We start from the raw sequence: 21311 nt of genomic DNA, 5'->3' as shown, positions 1-21311 counted from the left end.
CGCAGCCGCTTTGCTTATTTCCACCAGTATTCAACCTGCAGCCCGACATTGGCCCCGTGCCGTGCGTTGCCGAAGACGCCGGTGTCGGACAGCGCCGAACCTTTGGCCAACAGGTTGGCGGCACGCTTGGCTGCCTGGTTCCAGCTGGCATAGGTGTAATACAGACGCACCTCGGGCCGCGCCCAGAATTCCGGGCCTTTCGGTGACCAGGTCGGTGCAAAGGTGAACTTGCTCAGCTTGCGCGTGCCGTCCGCCGCCTCGACCTGATCGTGACCCAGTTCGGTCACCAGTTTGAACTGCTCGCTCAGTGCATAGGCCGGACGCACACCGAGTGACAGCCAGTTCTGATCGGCGCCGCCCTGACGAATATCTTTCTGATACACCGCCTGGAATTGTCCGCCAAAACGTGGCGTCAGTTGCCAGTCGAAGAACTCGACGATCCGATAACTCTTGTTGCGGTCATCAAGCCTGACGTTACCGGTATAGCCCAATCCGGTGCCCGGCCCTTCGCCGTATTGCAGCGCCAGTTTGTTCTTGCCGCCGAGAAAGTCCTGCTGCACGTGCTGAGTGGTAATCGCCCAGCCACGGTGGGCGTCGCGGCTGTCGGGCTTGTCGATGTAGCTGAGGCCGAACTCCAGTTCTCCGCCGCGGTTGCTGTTGAAACCGCCGACGTTGAAGTCGTGGCGGTTGATGTAATCCTTTTGGTAAAGGTTGTCCTTGCGCGAAAAGGCGTAGCTGTATTTCAGGCCACCGAGCAACACGTCTTCAATGCCTGCACCGGTGGCGCTCTGGTTCCAGTAATAGAAATCGGAAATATGGATGTCGTTACGTTTGTAGTAGCGCCGACCGGCCCACAGCGAGCCGCCGTTGAGCGCGGGCATCGCCGACCATTGCGCGTAAGCCTGCGGCAAACGAATCGAGCCGTTGTCTTCCTTGAACGTCAGGCTGCGGTCGTAACGGTTGTACAGCGATGCCATGCCGTCGACGCTCAGCACCGAGCCGTCGTCGAGGGTGTACAGATCCTGGCGCAGCTCGAGCTCACCGTACTGCTCGCACTCGTTACCGAGGCGATATTTGGTCTGCGCGCCGGGCAACTGGAAACACGACTGGCTGCTGCTGTTGACCGAAGTACCGACACCGCTGCGCAGATAGCCGCCGAACTCCAGCGCCTGTGAGGACGTGGGCATTGCCAGACAAATCCCCGCGACTGCCAGGCTGTAATTTATGGTTGCTCTCATATATGCCACCCGTTGTTTTTATTGTGTGGTTGCAGGAATTCAGCGCGCACAAATCCCCCGCGCAGCGTTCTGCGTGTTTTTTCAAAGGTTGTTATTCAGTTAAAAAATCAGGGGTCGGTCAGGTGCAGCACGAAGGATTCGTAAGGTCCCAACTGCAGCAAACTCGTGCGTTGCGGGCAGTCCGGGTAGTTGCTGATCAGCAGGCGCTGCTCCTGGGCTTCGTCGATCAGCGCCGGTAGCTCGACCTCACAGGCAGTGCCATAGAAATTGTTCACCACTAACAAGCGTTCTCCCGTCCCCTCGCGCAGGTACGCCCAGACCTGTGGATGCTCCGGCAGTAGTTGGCGATAGACGCCGTCGGAGATCAACGCTTCAGTGCGGCGCAAAGCGATCAGGCGCCGATAGTGATGCAGCACCGATTCCGGGTCGTGCAGTTGATGCGCGACGTTGATCTGTGCGGCATTGGCCGGCACACCGATCCATGGTTCGCTGCGAGTGAAGCCGGCGTTGTGCCCGGCGTGCCAGTGCATCGGCGTGCGCCCGTTATCGCGGGACTTCTGCATGATCGCCGCCATGTTGTCGAGGTCGCTTGCCCCGGCTTCACGCTTGAGGCGAAAGATATTCAGGGTCTCGACGTCACGGTATTGCTCGATGCTCTCGAACCCCGGATTGGTCATGCCCAGTTCTTCGCCCTGATAGACGAAAGGCGTGCCCTGCAGAAAGTGCAGCGCGGTACCAAGCATCTTCGCCGACAGCTCGCGGTATTCGCCGTCATTGCCGAACCGCGAGACCACGCGTGGCTGATCGTGGTTACACCAGAACAGCGCATTCCAGCCGCCACCCGCCTGCATGCCGGTCTGCCAGTCGGAGAGAATCTGCTTGAGCTGGAGGAAATCGAAATCGGCGCGCACCCATTTCTGCAGATTCGGGTAATCGACCTTCAGGTGATGAAAGTTGAAGGTCATCGACAGTTCTTTCGACTGCGGATTGGAGTAACGAATGCAGTGTTCCAGACGTGTCGAAGACATCTCGCCGACGTTGATCAGCTCATGCCCTTCGAAGACTTCGCGGTGCATCTGCTGCAAGTAGGTGTGCACGTTCGGCCCGTCGGTGTAGAAGCGCCGACCATCGCTGTCGTCTTCGGGAAAGTCCGCCGGTTTGGAGATCAGGTTGATCACGTCCAGACGAAAACCACCCACACCCTTGTCGCGCCAGAAGCGCATCATCTTGAACACTTCGTCGCGGACCTTGGGGTTGTCCCAATTGAGATCCGCCTGGGTGTGGTCGAACAGGTGCAGATAATACTGGCCGGTCTGCGCTTCGTACTCCCAGGCCGAGCCGCCGAATTTGGATTCCCAGTTGTTCGGCTGGTCGCGCCAGATATAGAAGTCGCGGTAAGGGTTGTCGAGGCTGCTGCGCGCCTGCTGGAACCACACATGCTCGATCGAGGTGTGGTTGACCACGATGTCGAGCATCAACTTGATCCCGCGTTTGCCCGCTTCGGCGATCAGCAGTTCACAGTCGGCCATGCTGCCGTAGCTCGGATCGACCGCGTAGTAGTCGCTGATGTCGTAGCCGTTGTCGCGCTGCGGCGAGCGCAGGAACGGCGTGATCCACAGGTAATCGACCCCCAGCCATTGCAGGTAATCGAGCTTGGCGACGATGCCGAGCAGATCGCCGGTGGCGTTGCCGGCATGGCTGTGAAAACTCTTCGGGTAGATCTGGTAGATCACCGAACGTTGCCAGTCTTGCATGGCGGATTTCCCTCTTGAATTTTACGATCTCTGTAGGAGCTGCCGGAGGCTGCGATCTTTCGATTTTGAAAGGCAAGATCAAAAGATCGCAGCCTCCGGCAGCTCCTACAGTTCAATTTCAGGCAACCCGGTAACCCGGGCGGACGATCTTCATGCTCAGCACGCAGGTCAGGGCAAACGGCACGAGCATGGCAATCAGCATCCCGATGACGAACATCGGGATGAACTGCGGAATGATCGAGATGAAACCGGGCAGGCCACCGACGCCGATGGCCGAGGCCTGGATCTTGTTCAGCGAGAGGAACATGCAGCCCAGCGCCGAACCGGCCAGCGCGGCGTAAAACGGAAACTTGTAGCGCAGGTTGACACCGAACATCGCCGGCTCGGTGATGCCGAAATACGCAGAAATCGCCGAGGTCGAGGCCATGCTCTTGTCCCGCGCATTGCGCGTCATCCAGAACACCGCCAGGGCCGCACTGCCCTGCGCCAGATTGGACATGACGATCATCGGCCAGATGAAGGTGCCGCCCTGGCTCGAGATCAATTGCAGATCCACGGCGAGGAACATGTGGTGCATGCCGGTGATTACCAGCGGCGCATACAGCAAACCGAAAATCAGACCTCCCACCAACGGCGCCAGATCGAACAGCATCACCAGCCCTTCGGTGATGTAGATGCCGATATGCCGGGTCACCGGGCCAATGATCGCCAGCGCCAGCACACCAGTGACAACGATGGTGGTGATCGGCACCACAAGCAATTGCACGGCGTTGGGCACTCGCGCGCGCAGCCATTTTTCGATGACGCTCATCACGTACGCCGCCAGCAGGATCGGCAGGATCTGCCCCTGGTAGCCGACCTTTTCCACCTGGAACAGGCCGAGGATGTCGAAGTACGGCAGTTGCTGCCCATCCAGCCCGGCCACGGCCTTGCCGTAATTCCAGGCGTTGAGCAGGTCCGGGTGTACCAGCATCAGACCGAGGACAATGCCGAGAATTTCGCTGCCGCCGAAACGCTTGGCCGCCGACCAGCCGACCAGCGCCGGCAGGAACACGAACGAGGTGTTGGCCATCAGGTTGATCAGACTCCACAACCCGTCGAGATTCGGATAGGCATCCAGCAGGGTCTGGCCCTCGATGAACATGCCCTTGGCACCGAGCAGGTTGTTGATGCCCATCAACAGGCCGGCAATGATCAGCGCCGGCAGGATCGGCATGAACACATCGGAAAACACCCGCACCAGCCGCTGCATGGCGTTTATCTTCTCGGCGCTTTTCTGTTTAACGTCGGCGATGGTCGATGCCGCCAGGCCCGTCTGCTGGCGCAGTTCGGCATAAACCTTTTCAACATCACCCGGGCCGATGACCACTTGATACAAGCCGCCGGTGAAGAACGAACCCTTGACCAGATCGACGCCATTGAGCGCGGCCACATTCACCAGCGCGGGGTTCTTCAGCGCCAGGCGCAAACGCGTCACGCAATGCGCCGCCTGCTCGATGTTGTCGCGGCCACCGAGGCTTTCCAGCAGCTCCTTGGCGATGTTCGGGTAGTCATGGCTCATGCTTGTTCTTCCGTCGTGGATTGTTGTTATTGGCAGCACGCCGAGAGGAAAAATACTCGTCTGTACGAGTTAATGCAACAACTCGTCTGTACGAGTTTGCGTTCGTGGATGAACGTCAGAAAAATGCGGATTCTTCCTACTCTGACCTAAGATGTTTTCCTTCGTCCGCATGGACAAACCCCTACCCTGCCCTTAAGGTTCGGGGTTTTGAGTACCGTCGGCACAGAGTCCAGCCATGAGCAAATACAACCAGATCTACAGCGATTTGCTTGCCAGCATCACCACGCAGCGCCTGGAGCGCGGCGCCCGGCTGCCCTCCGAAACCGAGCTGATGGACACCTATCAGGCCAGCCGTGGCACGGTACGCAAGGCCATCGACCAGTTGCAGGAGCGCGGTTTCGCTCAGAAGATTCACGGCAAAGGCGCGTTCGTGCTGTCGACCAACCCGATCGAATTCCAGCTCGGCGGCATCGTCAGTTTCCAGGAGACCCACCCGCGACTGGGCAACGACGTCAGCACCGAAGTGGTCGAGATGTGTCAGGTGCCGCTGGAAGGTGCATTGCTTGAACATATCAATGCCGAGCCCGGCAGCCCGATCACCCGGATCAAACGGGTGCGGCGCATCGACGGCAAACGCGTCATCCTCGACATCAACCACTTCGTCAGCGAGGTGATTCCCGACCTGTCTGCAGACATCGCCGAACATTCGATCTACGCCCACATCGAACAGACCCTGCAACTGCAGATCGCCTACGCCCAGCGCACCATCGAAGCCGTGCCGTGCAGCAAGGACGACCACCACCATCTGGACCTCGACGGCCAGAGCCATGTCATCGTGGTCAGCAACCAGACCTTCCTGCAGGACGGCCGCCAGTTCGAGTACACCGAATCGCGGCATACGCTGGACAAGTTCTATTTTTCCGATGTGGCGCGGCGCTGAGGCATATCTTTCGATACGCAACACGCAATAGCCGAGTAACACCCTCCCCTTGAGCGCATGGGCCATCTTCTGCCTTTGTGTCTCAAGGATGAACACCCGAATGACCACTGCCGAACGTCGTCTGCTGCCAAACGCAGCGGACAAAACCGCCCTCAAAGCCATCGCCACTACCATTGTGCAGAACTGCCCAAGCCTGCTCGATGCGGCCAGGCAAGTTGCGATCGAACTGCTGAGCGCCAAGGGCCTATCTGGCCTTGATCCCGACCAGGTTTATTTCCATCGTTTCAAAACGGCGCAAAGCAGCACGCTGACCTTTACCGGTTGGGAGCACTTGCTGGAAAAGCCTTATGAAACGCTCACCCTCACGCAACTGGTCGTCCATCGATTTCGCGCCACCGACCAAGACAACGCAGATTTGCTGGGCCTTTACTGCGGCTTCTACTCGGATGGCCCGGGCGCGGAGAATTTCAATCAGAGCAACGAAGTGCGACTGCTTGGCAGCGATGTGCTGAAGGCATTCTGGGCCGTTGATTTCAGCACGCGTTACAGCGGTCAATTGACCAAATTCTGGCAAACCTCGTCGGACGATTTCCGCGCCCTGGCCAAGTGCAATTTTCTCAGTCAGGCGGTGCAGGCGCTGCAACAGGGGGACGTTGACGGCAATGATTTTCAACGCATCGTCACCTCGCTGATCGGCCCCGTAAGCTGGCCGGTAACCCTGCAAATGCTCCGATCGACGTACCCGGTCGGCGCGCAAGTGCGCACGCTGGATCTGGACGGTCACGTCGCCACCAACGTGCTGCGTCTTGTCGAAGACAGTGGCCGGCAGACCCTTTACCTGCCGGGACAAACCCAGGCCTTTCGGCTGATGGACACTGCCGCGGATCTGCACTGGTGGCTGCTTGAGCAGATGAATTCAGAGCAGAAACGCTCTTTGTTTCTCAAGCACTTCTCGCTGGCTGACAGCAATCACATCACCGAGAACCTCACTGATCTGATGAACCGTTTGGTGAGCACCTGGGGCCACAGCGATCATCGGATGATCAACCGCAGCAACGTTGCGATCAGCGGTGACGCCTTCACGTGGTTAAGCGAGTCGACCCGCACGGGCATGGTTGCCGAGGCGCATCTGGTGCTCACGTCCAACAATGACCTGCGCAAGAAACTCTGGACCGGCTATCTGAGCGCCGGGCTGAAAGTGTTCGGCCCGATGGCGGCCGTGGGCTGGCCTGCAGCTTTGCCGTTGATTGGGGCGGGCGTCGTCAACACGGGGCTGAACATCGATCAGGCGATCAACGGCATTACGGCGACCGAGCGTAGAGCCGGGGTTATCGGTGCGGTGCTCAGCGCTATCGAAACCGTATTCAATGTTCCGTTCCTGATTGGCACTGGCGCGCAGTTGGAAGTTGGGCCACAGGTTGAGTATGCCGAGGCTGAAGAGATGCGCGGGCTGATCGAACTTACTTCGGCTGACTCGCGGTCATTGCCGCCTCTGGATCCCCCGCCCGTCAGGTCGTCCAATGAAACTGCCAGCGAGTTGGCAAACGAAATCCCCGGCGAAACGGCATTCGTCGATGTCACTGAGCCATTGATTACGCCTGCTCCGCGGCAAGGTTCGACTTTTGCGCAAGTACCGGCCAGCTATCGATGCAACGAGTTACTTGCGCAACACGCTGTAGAGGCGACGCCGGGGAAATACGAAGACATCTACCGCCTCGACAAAGAACCCGGTCATGCCATCGAAATGGATGGCGCCGCCTATTACGTGCGCTACTTCGCCGACTCGCAGGACAGTGGCAACTGGGCAATCATCAATCCCGAGCGCCCCAATCAGTTCGCTTATTCGTTGCCGGTCCGCCTGGGAAGCGCCGGCAAGTGGGAGCGCATGCCAGCGCTGCGGCTGCGCGGAGGCGGTCAATGCGTGGGCAAGGCATGTTTGCCGGAGACTGATGTGAGCTCAACCGAGGCAACACCGTCGGTGGACCTGCCACGCGTCGAACCGCTTCCAGGCGTTCCGTGTCCGCTACGCCCGGTTACGAAGCTCAAGGGTATCTCAGAAACGGAAATACCCGGAATGAGAAGATGGGCAATGAACTTGCCCAACCCTTCTGCCGAGACCACAAGCGCCGGACGCCGCTATCTGCTGGCTACCGACCGATACGTGGCCCATTTCGGCGAACAACGCACGGCTCTGCTGAACGACGCCGAAGCATTCTACCGGGAGTTGAAATGGATCAACCTGCCCCAGCGCCCGGTCATTCCGCCCGTCAGTCCGCAGATGGAGATCGATGAGTTGATTGATCTCATCTTTGCCAATACCGATGGACTGGCCGTCGGTGAAACCCTCGATCGCATCGCCAGCACGCGCTTCATGATCGAGAACATGCCAACGTTCGCGCGGCATATCAAAACCCTCTACGTGCGTGGATTGCTGAGTGATTTCGCCCAGGATGACCTCAACCATTTCTACCTGTCGGGGGACATGTCAGAAGACCTCAGTACCTATTTGTCCAGCCTGGGCACTGACCCTGAGAACCGGTTCAACATGCTCGAATTGATCCGGGCTGCCCAAGCCAATGGCGTCCGGGTTCATGGGCTGGATGCAGCAGAAACCTGCACGCTGAAAGTCCCGCTCACGTCGATCGAAGAGCAGATGATCAAGGCGCGCCTCGCAACGCAGATCATGGAGCGTGACAAGCTGCTCAACAGACCCGGCAAGTGGGTGGCTCTGGTCGATGCCACGAATACCAATACCTTCAGAGATCTGGCAGGCATAAGCGAACTCCGGGGCGGCATCGGTTTGCGCATCGAAGAAGTCTGGCCCGACGAGGTGGCCGACCTCAGGATCGACCCGGGAGTGGAAGTCGCTCGCGGCCCGTTTTACAACGGGGCGACGACAAACAGCGCCTTCGACCCTCTGTTCGCTGACCTGCGATTGCAGGTCAAGGCCCCCGTGCCGCCATGGAATGATGCAACGCTGGAAAAGCTTCTGCCTCGCAATGGCATGTTCGTGATACGGAAAACAGAACCAAGCACATACACACTCGTGCGGCGCAACAGCGCCAGCAACATCGTGCAAACAAGGGTGCATTGCACCGCAGATGGCCGGTTTTATATCTGGGACCAGTCGATGCGCCGCATCACCGGCATGGTCTTCCGCGACATCGCCGCAGTAGCCGAGCGCCTGATCGAGCTCGGCATGACCCTGCAAAGCCGTTTACCCGCCTGACCTGTTTTCAGGGTCCTGAAACGAAAAAACCCTTGGCTCGAGGCCAAGGGTTTTTCGTTATTCGAACCGCAGCAGGATCATTCCCACTCTATTATTAAAAATATAATAAATTCGTTTAATTTCAACAAGTTAAAAAAAAACAATAATATAAATACCATGAAATATGCCATACCCTGCTATGTAGACGATAGCTTGCGCTCTGCATCGGCAAGACTCCACCCCTCACCCTGTCCGAACGCCTTGGCTATCTGTCTCAATAGAATGGCCAGCTCGGCCGAGTCGCCGTTACGGCGCACTTCGGCCAGCAGCTCGGCCGCATAGGCCGGATCGGCATGGAACTGCTTGGCCATTGCCTCGTCGTGTGGCCGGTCTTTCATCTGGTGCCATCCTCATTCTGAGGGAACGGTACAGGGTGAAGCGATACACGCCCAGGAGCGTCGCGACTTAGGTTGTCGTTTGCTCCCCTCCGCCATCAGACGCCGCATAGATTATGGTTACCGGCTGAGTCACATTGCTTGACAAAATTAAGCGGAAGGCAAAAAACGCAGCGGAATTAAAAGTATATAAATATCAATAGCTTAACGAAAGCTACAGCAGCTCAAGAAAAATTGGCATTTTACAAACTGAGTACTTCACGTAATCGGAGCTTGACCGCTCAGGTGGCGGGTGGCTATCTTCTCGCATCGACACAACAATTTTGTTGCATCATGATCCCATCTCTTGTTAATCCGAACCAAAGCCCTTGGCCAGTTTTGCCAGTGGGAATCCACGTCGCCACTATGGCAGAGGTGGAGCAGGTGTTTGCTATCAATGCGAAGCGTCGACGACTTTTCGTCGGGATGCAGTCTGCGTTCACAGCATTGCGCGCTGCCGGCTGTCGCACTGTCTACTTAGACGGCAGTTACGTAACGGCCAAGCCTCAGCCAGGTGACTACGACGTATGCTGGGACCCCGCCGGGGTGATCCACGGAAAAATCGACCCTGTATTCCTTGATTTCCGCGATAAGAGGAGGAATCAGAAGTTGAAATACGGGGGGGAGTTTTTCCCCTTTGGCGCTCAGGCCGAACCAGGAAAGACTTTCCTGGAGTTTTTTCAGAATGATCGATTTACAGGTCATCCTAAAGGAATCTTATCCATCGATTTGACTTGCGAGCCCCTTGAGTGTGGGAGAGCACGAGAATGATATATAACGAAAGGCAATATCAGTCAGCACACAAGCAATTTGAAAAGCTTAGCGAATCGCTAAATGCTTTCAAACCCTCTGGAGTCGAGTGGTTGGACTCGGCTCAGCTTGATGCTCTGGAATCCAAAATCCTAGATATAAAGTCTGAGATTAAGGAGTATGAGTTAATTAAGGAGGGGAAAGTTTCCTACTTAGAATGCTCTGGCTTGTCAGAGCTACCTAAGACTCTTATATACGCTCGAATTGGGTTGGGTTTGACGCAAAAAGATCTTGCTGAGAAATTAGGGGTTCCAACCCAGCAGCTTCAGAGATATGAGGCCTCTAGTTATATGGGGGCTAGCCTTTCTCGTCTTATTTCTGTAGCTGAAGTACTGAATGTAAAAGTTCGCGAATCATGGTCAGGTGCCAAGGCGAATTCTGCTGACTCGGTTTTTTGCTGGAATAGCGTAGAGAATATTGATTGGACTTTGTTCCCCGCAAAAGAAATGGTTAAGCGCGGTTGGATTACAGTAAAAAAAGGGACTAGTGCTGTAGATCAAGTCAGAGATTACTTTCTTAGTGGCGGTGGGCAATATACTCCCGCGCTGCATAGGAAGAAGTTTCATGGGGAGAATAAGCCCAACGAATATGCTTTATTAGCTTGGCAGGCTCGTGTGTTAGAGCTAGCTAGAGAAGAGGTGGCGTCTGGAGCTGTTTATGAATACGGCCATACGGATAGCTGGATGAAAGAACTATCGTCCTTAACGCAGATTGAGGGCGCCCCCCTAGCAGCTAAAAAATTCTTAGCTGAGAAAGGGATAGTGTTGGTTCTAGAAAAGCATTTACCTGGCACGTACCTTGACGGGGCTGCCATGGTGCTAGAGACAGGACATCCAGTTGTTGCGCTTACATTGAGATATGATCGTTTAGATAATTTCTGGTTCGTACTGTTTCATGAGCTTGCTCATATATCTCTTCATATATTTGACTCTCTCCAAATGGACTATTTTGATGAGGAAGGAGGTGGTGAGGGTGATTTGGTTGAGCGAGAAGCGGATGAGTTTGCTTTAGAGGCTTTGATAAGCAGCGAGTCCTGGGATTCATGCGTTTCTAGATTTTCAATGACTCCAGAAGCTGTTCGACTTGATGCAGAAAGAATAGGCATCCATCCAAGTATTTTGGCGGGAAGAATTCGAAAGGAAAGCAATAACTATCATGTGCTTTCTGAGCTTTTGGGGAACGGAAAGGTACGCTCCTGTTTTGAGGAACAGCTATGAAAATCAGCAGTGAAAAGTATGTGCCAGTTTTAAAGTGGCGACAGGGAGAGTACCAAGCGCTTTTCACTCTGAAGGCTGAGGTGAAGGATAAAGTCGTTCCTCTTCTGGTAATACCTCCTAGGGAGTATGATTTCGAGGAGGAGAGAATGAAAAAGACCGTCCATGAGCACGTAGAAACTTTCCCGAAAAGACTTTATACCAAGTGGAGTAATCGGCTTGCGCTCGTCGATCTCCATGACTCTCTTGAAGATGAATTGATGGATGACGGGCGCCCAGTCATTGAGTTCGTGCTAAATGAAGCTGTTGATTTGGGCTGTAATGTCCGTCCAGTAGTTGGCCTCTCTAAAAGTGGCTCTTACATCTCCTGTATTCGCTCGTTTTTAATCGCTCGTAAGACCGGGGTTGTTTTAAGACTCAAACTGGATGAGCTTCTCAAACCATCAGTAGATGCGGATCTAGCAGCGCTGATGAGTTCGCTCGGCGTTTCTTCTTGGGAAGAGGTGGATTTAGTTGTTGATCTAGGAGAGCCCGCAAACTTCGAGCCGTATGGCCTGTTTGCTAAAATAGTCGCAGGAGCGGTAAATAAAATGAGTGGGTGTAGCGCATGCCGATCTCTTATTTTTGTTGCGACATCGCTAAAACTCCGCGATATAAAAAAGCCAGGTGCAATTCAAAAGCGGCACGAGTGGGGACTTTTTCCCAGTTTACGTGCAGAGATGGCCAAAACGATATACGCGCCTTGTTTTGGAGACTACTCCATTGAGTCGCCTTCATTTTTAAGCCTAGATATGCGCAAAATGAAGCCTGCCGGAAAAATTGTATACACTATAGATGACTCTTGGTTTGTACCAAAGGGCGGTGCGTTTCGAGGTAATGAAGCCCAGATGATTGACCACTGTAAAGCCATCATATCTTCTGGCAAATATTCAACTAGTAGCTTTAGCAAAGGTGATGAACGAATTGATGAAACCGCTAATAAGTTGAACAACTGCGGCAACTTGACCACTTGGAAATGGGTTGGCGTCAATCATCACATAACATTTGTTGTGAGGCAGCTCTCCAGTCTTTACGGCCCATAAACTTAACCTTGATCCACTGGGTCAGTTCCTGTGCGGTAAGGGTTGGAGGAATCAACTGATAAAGTTTTTCTCTGGACTGATTAAGATGTTTTTCTTCCACGCCCAGTGCTGTAAGCAACTCGATTATTTCTCTTCGCCAGAGAAAGTGAGCCATGGCCGTAATTTCTAGCTGTGGATTTTTTTTGGGCCGTTTTATAGTTTTGAATGCCACCGCTCCCTTAGCACCCTTGGTCGCGACGATCAGACCGCACCAAGATGGAAGAATGGTCATTATTTTTTGAATGTGATTTGGAGCGGATATTACTGAGATCTTTTCAAAGCATTTTGAATACTCTGACAACTGCTCAGGCAGGCGATTTATAGTGTCTTTTGAACTTTTGATTTCAAAGCAATGAAAAGTCCCGTTCAGAACTGCTATATCTGCTCTATTTTTTCCGTGAGCAATACCAAGCTCGTCTATTACAATAGTGTTTGGGCAGTCATGGAAGTGTTGTAAGCGCTTTTTGTGAAAGTGCCGCCTTATTTCAATGTCCCGACTTTCCAATTGATATTCTCCGTCTAAATCTATGCCGTAGACTGTTGCTCCATCTCAGGCGCCGCGAATTCTACCGTATTTCACTCTACGCCTGCGATCAAACTTCACCAACAGACAATCAATTTCTACCTTTTGACTCTAGCTGGTGGATGCGAACCGACGAGTGGCGTCGAGCAGCGCTCTGAGGAAAGGTCCGTTTGGCTAACCCATCAAGCTAGCCCCAAGCAGCAGATTGAGCACTGCGCACCTTCAACGTGTGTTCCCGACGTTTCACAAGTCCAGGGCTGCATGGGCGGAGCCACAGCGCACTCGCCCGGCTTGTTCCGCCGCCTCCATTGCAAGGCGGACCATGTTCAAAATGCCTCGAATAGTGCACCAAAAGGAAATGCCGGAAACGACCTCACGAGGTGGTTTTCATTTCCGCTCATATACAACCTTGCTCATAATCGCCCTAACCTCTCCTTGTAGCTCGCGAAATTGCACCATCATGGCGTCAACGTCTACCGCTCGTGCTTCTTGTCCACGCTTCTCGGCTAGCCACAATTTCAATAAGCCTGCTACCCGCCCAAGATCACCATTGACCTTCGCCAAGTCTGCAACGGCGGCCAGGTCTACGACAGACCTTATTGGGTAGTTCAATCCTACAGCTCGCAGGTATCCAGATCGGGACAAGCCGGACTGTTCAGCGCGTTCGGTGATCTGCGCTTTTTCCTCATCATTCACCCAAACCTCAATCGGCTTGCCGCGTCGGCGAGCTTTCACTTTTGGTGGTTCCGTGCCGATCATGGCGCGCTCCTTCTATGTCGCCTTTTCTTCTGTCGCGGCAGCGACGGTGGGCCTCGCAGAGCAAGATTCCGTTGAGCCGAAGGCGAGTAAGGCAAGGTATTGGACGGGAAAGGGCGAAGCCCGTACCCGTACAACACACATCTTGCCGTCCAGTTCTACGCGATTTTATGCAACGAAATTATAGATACCAATTGATTAGTGCCCAATCGCATAAAATCGCATTGATTCGCATTGATTCGCATAAAATCGCATTGATCACAGCCTCATTTAATTCCTACCGATTGATAGCACCAAAAGGAAAGGCATCCCGCTCTGTTCAAGAATGTGTAGAAGAGCTAGATCCAGAGGTAGTTGGCGTTGTCGGTTTTGTGATCAGTGGTGGGAGTCCGAAACGGCCTGGCATCGAGAGCGGAAGGAACACTTTCCAGTAGCTTGGCAGGAAGTCGTACTCTTAATCCTTTCTCGGAGCCCGAGGAAGTTCGGGCCCGAGAGTCTTTTTACCAGCGCATGGTTTGGATCGTAGACCGAACCAGAGGGGAGTTCGATCCGGTGAGATTCGGTCTGTCTCGGAAACACCCAGATGAAAACGGCGTGGTCAACTTTCACTAGTCAGCCACAGCAAGCTCTTCAATCGCTGACTGACGCAATTGCAGAGGATCGATCACTGTCAGGAGTAATCCCTTACAGCAGCTCCAGGGTATTGTTTGGGTCAAACATCGCTATCGTGTCCCGCTGGAGTTTACTGTAACACTGGCTAAGTATTTGCTTATGGTTAGAAATTATCCCGAAATCAGCCAGTCGCTCTTTCAATCGCATACGATCTTCGTCATTTTCAGCGCCTTCCCTGAGGATATGGGAGTAGCGGGATAGGATTTCTACCAAGCGGGTGATACGTGCGTGGCCCAGATTTCCTTGGTATCGGGCCTCGATCTGCAAGTCAGCAAGCAAGCGCTCCTCAAAGATCGATTTCTTCCTGGCTTTTACTTTGGTCGGGGCCTCATTCACCAACACCCCATGGTTAAGTTGGAAGTTGTAGTGAGTGTCAAAGCACCTGTGGTAGGGGTGGATATGCGTCGTAAACGCGAATTCGTTAGCGCCCTTGTACGTTTGATTGCAAGCCTTGCATGAAGGAATGTGATTGTAAAATGAGAGTGCTAGATACGGAAACATGCTCTTCGAATAGAAGTGATCAATGTCAAAAAGCATGAGCTCATTAAATTTATCCTCGTCTTCCTTCGGCACGATTTTCATCGTCGTTTCATTACAGTACGGGCATGTCGCACCATTGAATCCGAGCTTTTTATACCGGTTGACGCAATGGTTACTGCTCCGGTAGTTGCTGTACTTGAATACTTCGCTCAGTAATTTAAGGCCGAACGAATCCGGATGAATCTTCTCTTTAACTATCGTAAAAAGGTCCCCGGGCTCAAGTATCTCGTTTGCAGTAGCTATTACATCATCCAGCTCGCTGGGTAAGGCAGTAATGATTTGCTTGAGATTGTCGATGTCGGCGATATGATCAAGGTAGTCAACTTGCCGCGCAACCACTTCCGCCCCGACCAGTGCAATATAAGCCGGCTCATTCAGCTTAGGTCGAAATTTACTCACGCTTTTAATCAATGATCTGTCGGCAAATGAGCCATCTGCATTCTTAGGATTCAGCTCGTCCCACAGATCGTTCACTGTTTCCTTCAGCAGTGCGTCAACGTCGCCGGTCACTGATTCCAAGTGTTTTTGAATACTAATCACTTGCTGTAGATCCTTTTCAGGATGTGAGCATTAATCAGCTCGTCGTCGATGATCGAAGCCGCCTGGATTAGGGACTCCCGCTGGGGAGGAGTGATGTCGTCGCAATCAAGTATTGCTAGGATTTTTGAAATATATTTCGATGAAAGATTACCAGTTCGCTGTCCGTTCAAGCCGAAGGTTGCGGAGTAAATGTCGAACAGATTCGCCCCGAACGTCTTTAGGCCATCCGTTGCGGGCGGCTCTTTAAAATGTTCGATCTGAGGCGGAGAAAGAGCAATAAGACACTGGCTTGGCAGATCACTCACCAAAATTGGGGAGTGAGTCGTGATCACTATCTGCTTTCTGCCATTCGAAAGATTCGGAAGGCACGTGATTAGGCGTTCGACAAACTCAACTTGCCATTGCGGATGCAGATACAGGTCTGCTTCATCGATGCACAAAAGTGTGCTGCTGCTGATCTTTTTTGCTGAGTGAGGATTGCTAAGTGTGCTCCATATGGAGCTGAACATATTCAAGTATGCCTTTTGTCCAGAACTTATACCCGTCCAAGACATCGCGCCAGATTTAATTCGTTCAATTATCCATGCTAGCTGTAAGTATGGAAGCTTTTCGTGCCTGGAGAAATCTATAGTAAAAATGTAGCGATTGCTTTTTACTGCGGTGTCGAGATTCACATTCACCTGATGGAACAGAGGTTCGAGGTTGATTGCGACATCAATAAGCTCTGTTATTTTATAAGGGCAGTTATTAATGCGTAGGTTTTCACTGTTTTCGAAGAATTCCTTCGTAACAAATAGAAGTTCTTTTAAGCTCGCGGTGTCATAGTATTTTTGTTTAAGAGTGTCTTCAATTCGTTGGCGGAGTTGATCGTGCTCAAGGTTTTCTGTCAATATTTGAAAGAGGAACATGCCTTGAACAGCTGCGACAGCGACTTGCAGGTCTTTATTCGAAGTGGAACGCTTTCGAATCTCTTGCTGTATGCCTGATATTTCTCGAAGGATGTTGTAAAACGGATGTTCGCGCTCGTTGAGCAGTCGATCCCGAATCATTCTATCGACTTTTATTTCCAGCGTCTTAGGTGTATCAATTCTCACATAATGATAAACATCTGAATAGATGAAGCTCAGTTGGTCAATTATTTCAGACGTGGATTTGAATTTTGCTTTCGCAAAAAAATTTCGGTTATACCTGAAGTTTACTGATATGTCCTGGACGTTTTTGCCCAAATCCATTTGATTTTCGTCAAATACATTCGAGAAATAAACAACGTTAAGGTCTTTGAAATCCCTGTGGTCATTTCTTTCTTCTGCTACAAAATCGGCTACTACATATCTTCCTGTATTGTTTATATAAAAAAACTGATCATTGGACTCATAAACAATTAGCAATGGGGTATCAAGTTTGTCATTGGACTTCAAAGCCAAGCAGATCAGCTGCAGCGCATTGGACTTTCCGGCGCCGTTAATACCAAGGATTGCAGTTATGTCGTGAATATTTTGTCCGAAAATTTCGGGAGGCAGCGGGGATTGCTCCGTTCGGTTAACAACACCCGATATCGGGTTGTAAGAGAATGTGAAATCATTGCATAGGTTGATTCCAAAGTTTCTGAGATTTTTGAACCCAGATACCCATATGAAGCAAATTCTCATTCGAAAGCCCGACATGCCTGTGAGTACGAGTCGATCGCTTGCTGCAATCAACGTCCATCACGCCACGATAGCGGATGGCTATTCCATTGTCGAAGTCCACGTACCACTACGTTGAGGTAACTTTTTTGTTTAGCCTAACGGTTGACCTAAACAGTATTGAGTACCATCCAGTCGTCCACGCTTTCATATTCAGGCCCTGCGCCTTGAGTCCTAAACCGTTGGCTGGTCATAAGCTAATGTCGTGAACAACGGCGGAATGTCAGCTATGAGTCGTTCTTTGCCGGTCATGGCCACGCAGCGTGATGGTCAAATCCGATGCACATGATTGGTCAGGTCGAGTGCCAATGGGTGGGCAGATCTATGCAATTTTACATTTTGAGCAATTTCCGGGGTCTAAGAGCCCCTACCGTACACCGAACCCTTGAAATCGCCGTTGATGGCTCCTCCGGCCTCTTGGTAAGCACAACGAACAATCTAGCCCACGGCCTTTCCTTTTGGTGTCCAAAGGCTTCAGGCCGATCAAGAGTTGCAAGCGATGGGCTGCGCCTCGAGGCGCAGCGCTTGCGCGCAGAGTAGAAGTCTCTTAGAACTTCTTAGAGCGGAATTTCGCGAAAAGGCTGGAAGCCAGATAGAGCACGATTTTGCGCCCATATTTGCCAAGTAATTTGTTTCCACCTAGGCCGGGGGTAGTTTCCACTTAGGCCGGGGGATGTTGCCACCTACGCCGGGGCTTCAGTTAAGTCGTGATACTCGCTGGGCGACTCACAACCTGAATACTGTTCGATCAGCGGCATACTTTTTGGGCGGCTGACCAGTACTAGCCCACTGCTCATCTGTTTGATGGCCCAGCCATAGCCGCCATGCAAGCTCCGCGTTTGGTCTGCGATCTCGTACAGGGCCGCCCGTAACTGGTCGCGCTTCTTGCTACGGTCTGAGGCGGCGAATCGAGCCCAAGCTGCACCGCCCCAAACATGCGGTGCAATAGTATCGAGGTATGCCCCATTTCCGTTACCCAACGCCCGTCCTAGCCGGATATTCGAGCACAGCCAGGCATGTAGAATTTTCGCCACTCCGCTCTCCAGCTCGTTACGCTCGAACAGTGAGACTTTGACATACTGCCCATGGAAAACTGCATCAGTTAGACGCGGGTTTGCTGCAACGTGGATTTCCCCGGTTTTATGGTTAAAACTGACCGCGATCAGGTTGCAACGCCGGTCCCATCCCGTTTCATGGTTAATCTCCCGAATCTGCGTATTGGCCAGACGATTCAAGCTCTCTTTTGCCGCCTTCAGCGCCCGTCCACTTTCAGGGTCTTGATATCCAGCGTCAATAAGCAAGCTTCGCAAGCTGGTGCGCTTGCTCGCCAACGGTGCACCGTCATCTTGATTAAATTCCAAAGCAAGGCGTAACCGCTTATTGATTGGCCCGGCTGAAGCGCTTTCGATCACAAGCTTTGCAATACCAAGCTGAGCCGTCAGGGCGTACAGAATTGACTGATCATCAGCCCCGAGTTGCTCAAAACCCTGAAAACCGATCTCTAACTTACCGAAGCGGCGCGGCTCGACGAGCAAGCGTCCTCGTTTTTTACCCTTGGTAGGCACGAACAACCCGTCAAATACGTGGGCTGGGTCAAGTAGGGCGTAGGCTGGTTTAATATGTTGCTGCGACAAGCCGCGTCCTCTTAGCCTTTTGCTGCCTCTCCAGCACGGCGGGCTTGAGCACACCGCCCTCATGCCGACGGAACCAACGCTCCTGAAACGGTGTGCCGTAGTTGGCTTTGCTGACACCATAGCGGACAAAGTACCCACGCTGACTGTCCTCAACTCCCCATTCTTCAGACTCGCCCTGCGTCATGCCGGACAGATACGATTGCCACCGGATGTTATCGACCAACACGGACGACCCACGACTGGCCTGCTGCTGGTCGCCTGCGCCCATCATGGCCGCCCCCTTACTGGCGTGGTGTAGAAACACGATGGAGCAACCGGTCTCGGCGGCGATAGCCTCCATGCGGCCAATGACCTGAGCCATCGGACCGCTGGAGTTCTCTTCCTCACTGTGGAACCGGCGCAAGGTGTCGAGCACCATCAGGCGACGCCCCTCTCCGGCCCGTCTAAACCAGTCGAACCAGTTAGGCCTCATAATGTTGGGCTGGCTGCCAATCAGCGGCTGGATCAACAGGCCAGCGGCAACCGCTTGGCGTTGCTCGTCACTGAGGTATGCCCCTAGAGCATGCAACCTGTGATGGATGGAGGCGGGTGGATCTTCGGCAGGCAGATAGATCGCAGAACCAGTGGGTAGCTCTCCCAATTCCAGGAGATCAGGACCACCCGCGATCTGCGCGGCTAATTGCAAGGCCAGCATGGATTTGCCGATACCGCCGGGCGACACCAGCGCCCCGACTGTACCGCACACCATGCTGGGTAAAACGTAATCCAGCGGTGGCGGCTTATTCTCAAAGGCTGCCCGTAGGTCAATCGCCACAATTCAGCCCCCCATTCCGGGGCGAGCTGCTGGGCCGGATTCCTTACAGGTATCGATCCATGCCTCAATTTCGGCCAAATCCCACACGACCTTGCGGCTGCTCAGTGCAATCCGGCGAGGAAATTTTCCCTGCTTTTCAAAGTTGTAAATTGTGCGCTCGCACAACGGGATGATTGCCAGTAATTGCCTCTTACTGATGAGGACTGTTTTCTTTTTTTCCGATTCCTTTTCCACCCGAAACACCTCTACTGATCACATATCGAAGTTCGATTATTACCCCCTATTACCGGTACCTTCCAGCATTTAACAATCAATTTTTTATCATATAAATCAGATACTTAATGTCCGCCAAACGTCTAGTTTCCGGACAAAAAACACGGTTAATCAGATGTGTTTACAGGAGTTTCACTCGACCTATTTTCGAGAATAAATGTGTCCGGTAAACGGGATATTTCGAGACGAAAAAAAACCCACCGGAGTGGGCATTTCGCTACGAAAAATACAGTTTTCCCGTGTGCTTGGTGCATCGCTAGGTTAAAAATCAGCCACTTGTACGGGATTTTTTGGTCGTCCATTCGTCAATCATGTCAGCCCAATCCTGCAACATTGCAACGCGCTGATCGCGGTATTCAGCCTTGTTGTAGACGGCTCGTACTCCCTTCTGTTCGTGCGCGAGGCATTTCTCGATCCAGTCTGAGTTGTAACCCGCCTCATGCAGCAACGTGCTTGCTGTCCGCCTCAGATCATGCGGCCCGAACTTGCTCAGCGGCTTCCCTTCTTTCTGCGCAAGCCGATAAGTGAGAGTCAGCACTTGGTTAATCGTGGCTGCGCTCATGGGCAAATCTGAGTCGTAGCGTGAAGGCAACACGTAGTCTGATCCACCAGCAAAGGTCTTCAGCGCAATAAAGATATCCAGCGCTTGCCTAGACAAGAACACCAAATGGGGATTTCGCCGCTTCATCCGCTCTTTGGGAATGGTCCATAAGGCTTCGCTGAAATTGATCTCGCTCCAGGTCGCGTTGGTCAACTCACTTTTCCGTACCAAAGTGAGCAACAACAGCTTAGCCGCAGCTCGCACCGATGATGCAGTTCCTATGCGATCCATGTACTGATACATCAAGGCGATTTCGTCAGGGGTCAAAGCCCGGTCGCGTGGCTCGAACCTGGCAATGCTTGCAGGACGCACCAGATCGGCCGGGTTCTCAACCTTCTGGCCACGCTCAATAGCCCAGCGGAAGACCTGTAGCATAATCTCTCGGGAATGCACCGCCGTTGCTGGGGCGCCTCGCTCTACGATTGCATCGGTAAGCGTGCGTAGATCCTCATGTGTGATCTCTACTAGTTTCTGATTGCCGAATTTCGGTTTGAGCTCACGCTCGTAAACCGAGCGGCGCATATCACGAGTTGAGTCAGCCATCTGATACCCGCGTAGCCATTTCTCGGCCCACGCATCAAACGTCTCCGCGCCCTTGATACGAGCCTTGTCGCGGGCTTTCTCCTTGGCAGGTGACTTGCCAGCCGAAACCAGTTTCTTGGCCTCACCCAAGCGCTCCCGGGCTTCCGCAAGCGTAATACCACCTACCCCGTAACGACCGAACGTGACGGTCTCCTGTCGGCCGTTGATGGAGTAGTTGTAGCGAAACGAGATTGATCCCGCAGCCGTGACAGCCACATAGAGTCCATCGCGGTCGTTAACTTTGTAGAGTTTCTCTTTCGGCTTGAGATTACGCAGCTTGGTATCGGTCAGCATGGCACTCGCGGATTCCGTTCAAAAAATACCATGCTCAGAAATCACCCCAAGACCGCAAGAAAACCCAATGAAACCGGGCGGGTGATGAGATTTGATACCATGCTGCCCCCTACAGAG

General features: G+C 53.0%; 17 protein-coding genes. 5 read left to right on the top strand and 12 right to left on the bottom strand.

Going from position 1 to position 21311, the window contains the following annotated elements; translation table 11 throughout:
- Nucleotides 1–14: 14 nt before the first annotated feature.
- From AB4N48_RS03210 to treP, 3 genes are all read right to left on the bottom strand, one after another.
- Complete coding sequence (locus AB4N48_RS03210) at nucleotides 15–1238, bottom strand: maltoporin (protein WP_375122626.1); 1224 nt, start codon at nucleotides 1236–1238, stop codon at nucleotides 15–17.
- A 107-nt stretch (nucleotides 1239–1345) separates the two neighbouring features.
- Nucleotides 1346–2992 carry an alpha,alpha-phosphotrehalase gene (gene treC, locus AB4N48_RS03205; protein ID WP_310218208.1) on the bottom strand — a complete coding sequence of 549 codons (1647 nt, stop codon included), beginning with the start codon at nucleotides 2990–2992 and terminating at the stop codon, nucleotides 1346–1348.
- A 118-nt stretch (nucleotides 2993–3110) separates the two neighbouring features.
- Nucleotides 3111–4553 (bottom strand): PTS system trehalose-specific EIIBC component, encoded by a 1443-nt coding sequence (gene treP, locus AB4N48_RS03200; RefSeq protein ID WP_041479919.1) that lies wholly within the window; start codon nucleotides 4551–4553, stop codon nucleotides 3111–3113.
- A gap of 235 nt (nucleotides 4554–4788) precedes the next feature.
- On the opposite strand from treP, the gene treR reads away from it, so the two are divergent.
- Nucleotides 4789–5493, top strand: coding sequence for a trehalose operon repressor (gene treR, locus AB4N48_RS03195; RefSeq protein WP_056790138.1), 705 nt, complete (start codon nucleotides 4789–4791; stop codon nucleotides 5491–5493).
- Nucleotides 5494–5593: 100 nt separating this feature from the next.
- A complete protein-coding gene (locus AB4N48_RS03190) occupies nucleotides 5594–8722 on the top strand; it encodes a membrane-targeted effector domain-containing toxin (RefSeq protein ID WP_460094785.1) in 3129 nt (1042 codons plus the stop codon).
- Nucleotides 8723–8898: 176 nt separating this feature from the next.
- On the opposite strand, the gene AB4N48_RS03185 is transcribed toward AB4N48_RS03190, so the two are convergent.
- On the bottom strand, nucleotides 8899–9099 hold the full coding sequence (locus tag AB4N48_RS03185) for a transcriptional regulator (protein WP_460094784.1): 201 nt from the start codon (nucleotides 9097–9099) through the stop codon (nucleotides 8899–8901).
- Between the two features lie 270 nt (nucleotides 9100–9369).
- Here AB4N48_RS03185 and AB4N48_RS03180 point away from each other — a divergent pair, with 270 nt between their 5' ends.
- The 3 genes from AB4N48_RS03180 to AB4N48_RS03170 are packed head-to-tail and all read left to right on the top strand — an operon-like array spanning nucleotide 9370 to nucleotide 12241.
- A complete protein-coding gene (locus tag AB4N48_RS03180; RefSeq protein WP_460094783.1) occupies nucleotides 9370–9906 on the top strand; it encodes a DUF6932 family protein in 537 nt (178 codons plus the stop codon).
- Nucleotides 9903–11162 (top strand): XRE family transcriptional regulator, encoded by a 1260-nt coding sequence (locus AB4N48_RS03175; protein ID WP_460094782.1) that lies wholly within the window; start codon nucleotides 9903–9905, stop codon nucleotides 11160–11162. Before AB4N48_RS03180 ends, AB4N48_RS03175 begins: the two co-directional genes overlap by 4 nt.
- Nucleotides 11159–12241, top strand: a complete 1083-nt coding sequence (locus AB4N48_RS03170) for a beta family protein (RefSeq protein ID WP_375122631.1) — start codon at nucleotides 11159–11161, stop codon at nucleotides 12239–12241. The genes AB4N48_RS03175 and AB4N48_RS03170 overlap by 4 nt, the downstream gene beginning before the upstream one ends.
- Here the strand turns inward: AB4N48_RS03170 and AB4N48_RS03165 are convergent.
- The 8 genes from AB4N48_RS03165 to AB4N48_RS03130 form a co-directional block, all read right to left on the bottom strand.
- Nucleotides 12186–12785 (bottom strand): sce7726 family protein, encoded by a 600-nt coding sequence (locus AB4N48_RS03165; protein ID WP_375122632.1) that lies wholly within the window; start codon nucleotides 12783–12785, stop codon nucleotides 12186–12188. The genes AB4N48_RS03170 and AB4N48_RS03165 overlap by 56 nt on opposite strands.
- A gap of 405 nt (nucleotides 12786–13190) precedes the next feature.
- A complete protein-coding gene (locus AB4N48_RS03160) occupies nucleotides 13191–13562 on the bottom strand; it encodes a plasmid mobilization protein (protein ID WP_375122633.1) in 372 nt (123 codons plus the stop codon).
- A gap of 681 nt (nucleotides 13563–14243) precedes the next feature.
- Nucleotides 14244–15311 (bottom strand): hypothetical protein, encoded by a 1068-nt coding sequence (locus tag AB4N48_RS03155; RefSeq protein WP_375122634.1) that lies wholly within the window; start codon nucleotides 15309–15311, stop codon nucleotides 14244–14246.
- Nucleotides 15308–17011, bottom strand: coding sequence for an AAA family ATPase (locus AB4N48_RS03150; protein ID WP_375122635.1), 1704 nt, complete (start codon nucleotides 17009–17011; stop codon nucleotides 15308–15310). The genes AB4N48_RS03155 and AB4N48_RS03150 overlap by 4 nt, the downstream gene beginning before the upstream one ends.
- Before the next feature lie 668 nt (nucleotides 17012–17679).
- Nucleotides 17680–18630 (bottom strand): replication protein C, IncQ-type, encoded by a 951-nt coding sequence (repC, locus tag AB4N48_RS03145; RefSeq protein ID WP_375122636.1) that lies wholly within the window; start codon nucleotides 18628–18630, stop codon nucleotides 17680–17682.
- The gene (locus AB4N48_RS03140; RefSeq protein WP_375122637.1) at nucleotides 18611–19444 is read right to left on the bottom strand and encodes a helicase RepA family protein; all 834 of its coding nucleotides are present in this window, start codon (nucleotides 19442–19444) and stop codon (nucleotides 18611–18613) included. The genes repC and AB4N48_RS03140 overlap by 20 nt, the downstream gene beginning before the upstream one ends.
- A 3-nt stretch (nucleotides 19445–19447) precedes the next feature.
- Nucleotides 19448–19678: a helix-turn-helix transcriptional regulator gene (locus tag AB4N48_RS03135; RefSeq protein WP_375122638.1), complete on the bottom strand. Its 231-nt coding sequence runs from the start codon at nucleotides 19676–19678 to the stop codon at nucleotides 19448–19450.
- Between the two features lie 307 nt (nucleotides 19679–19985).
- On the bottom strand, nucleotides 19986–21194 hold the full coding sequence (locus tag AB4N48_RS03130) for a tyrosine-type recombinase/integrase (RefSeq protein ID WP_460094781.1): 1209 nt from the start codon (nucleotides 21192–21194) through the stop codon (nucleotides 19986–19988).
- Nucleotides 21195–21311: the final 117 nt, after the last annotated feature.

Source organism: Pseudomonas sp. S2_C11, from assembly GCF_054668395.1.
Note: the sequence above shows the minus strand (reverse complement) of the source record. Positions and strands in the feature narration are given on the sequence as shown.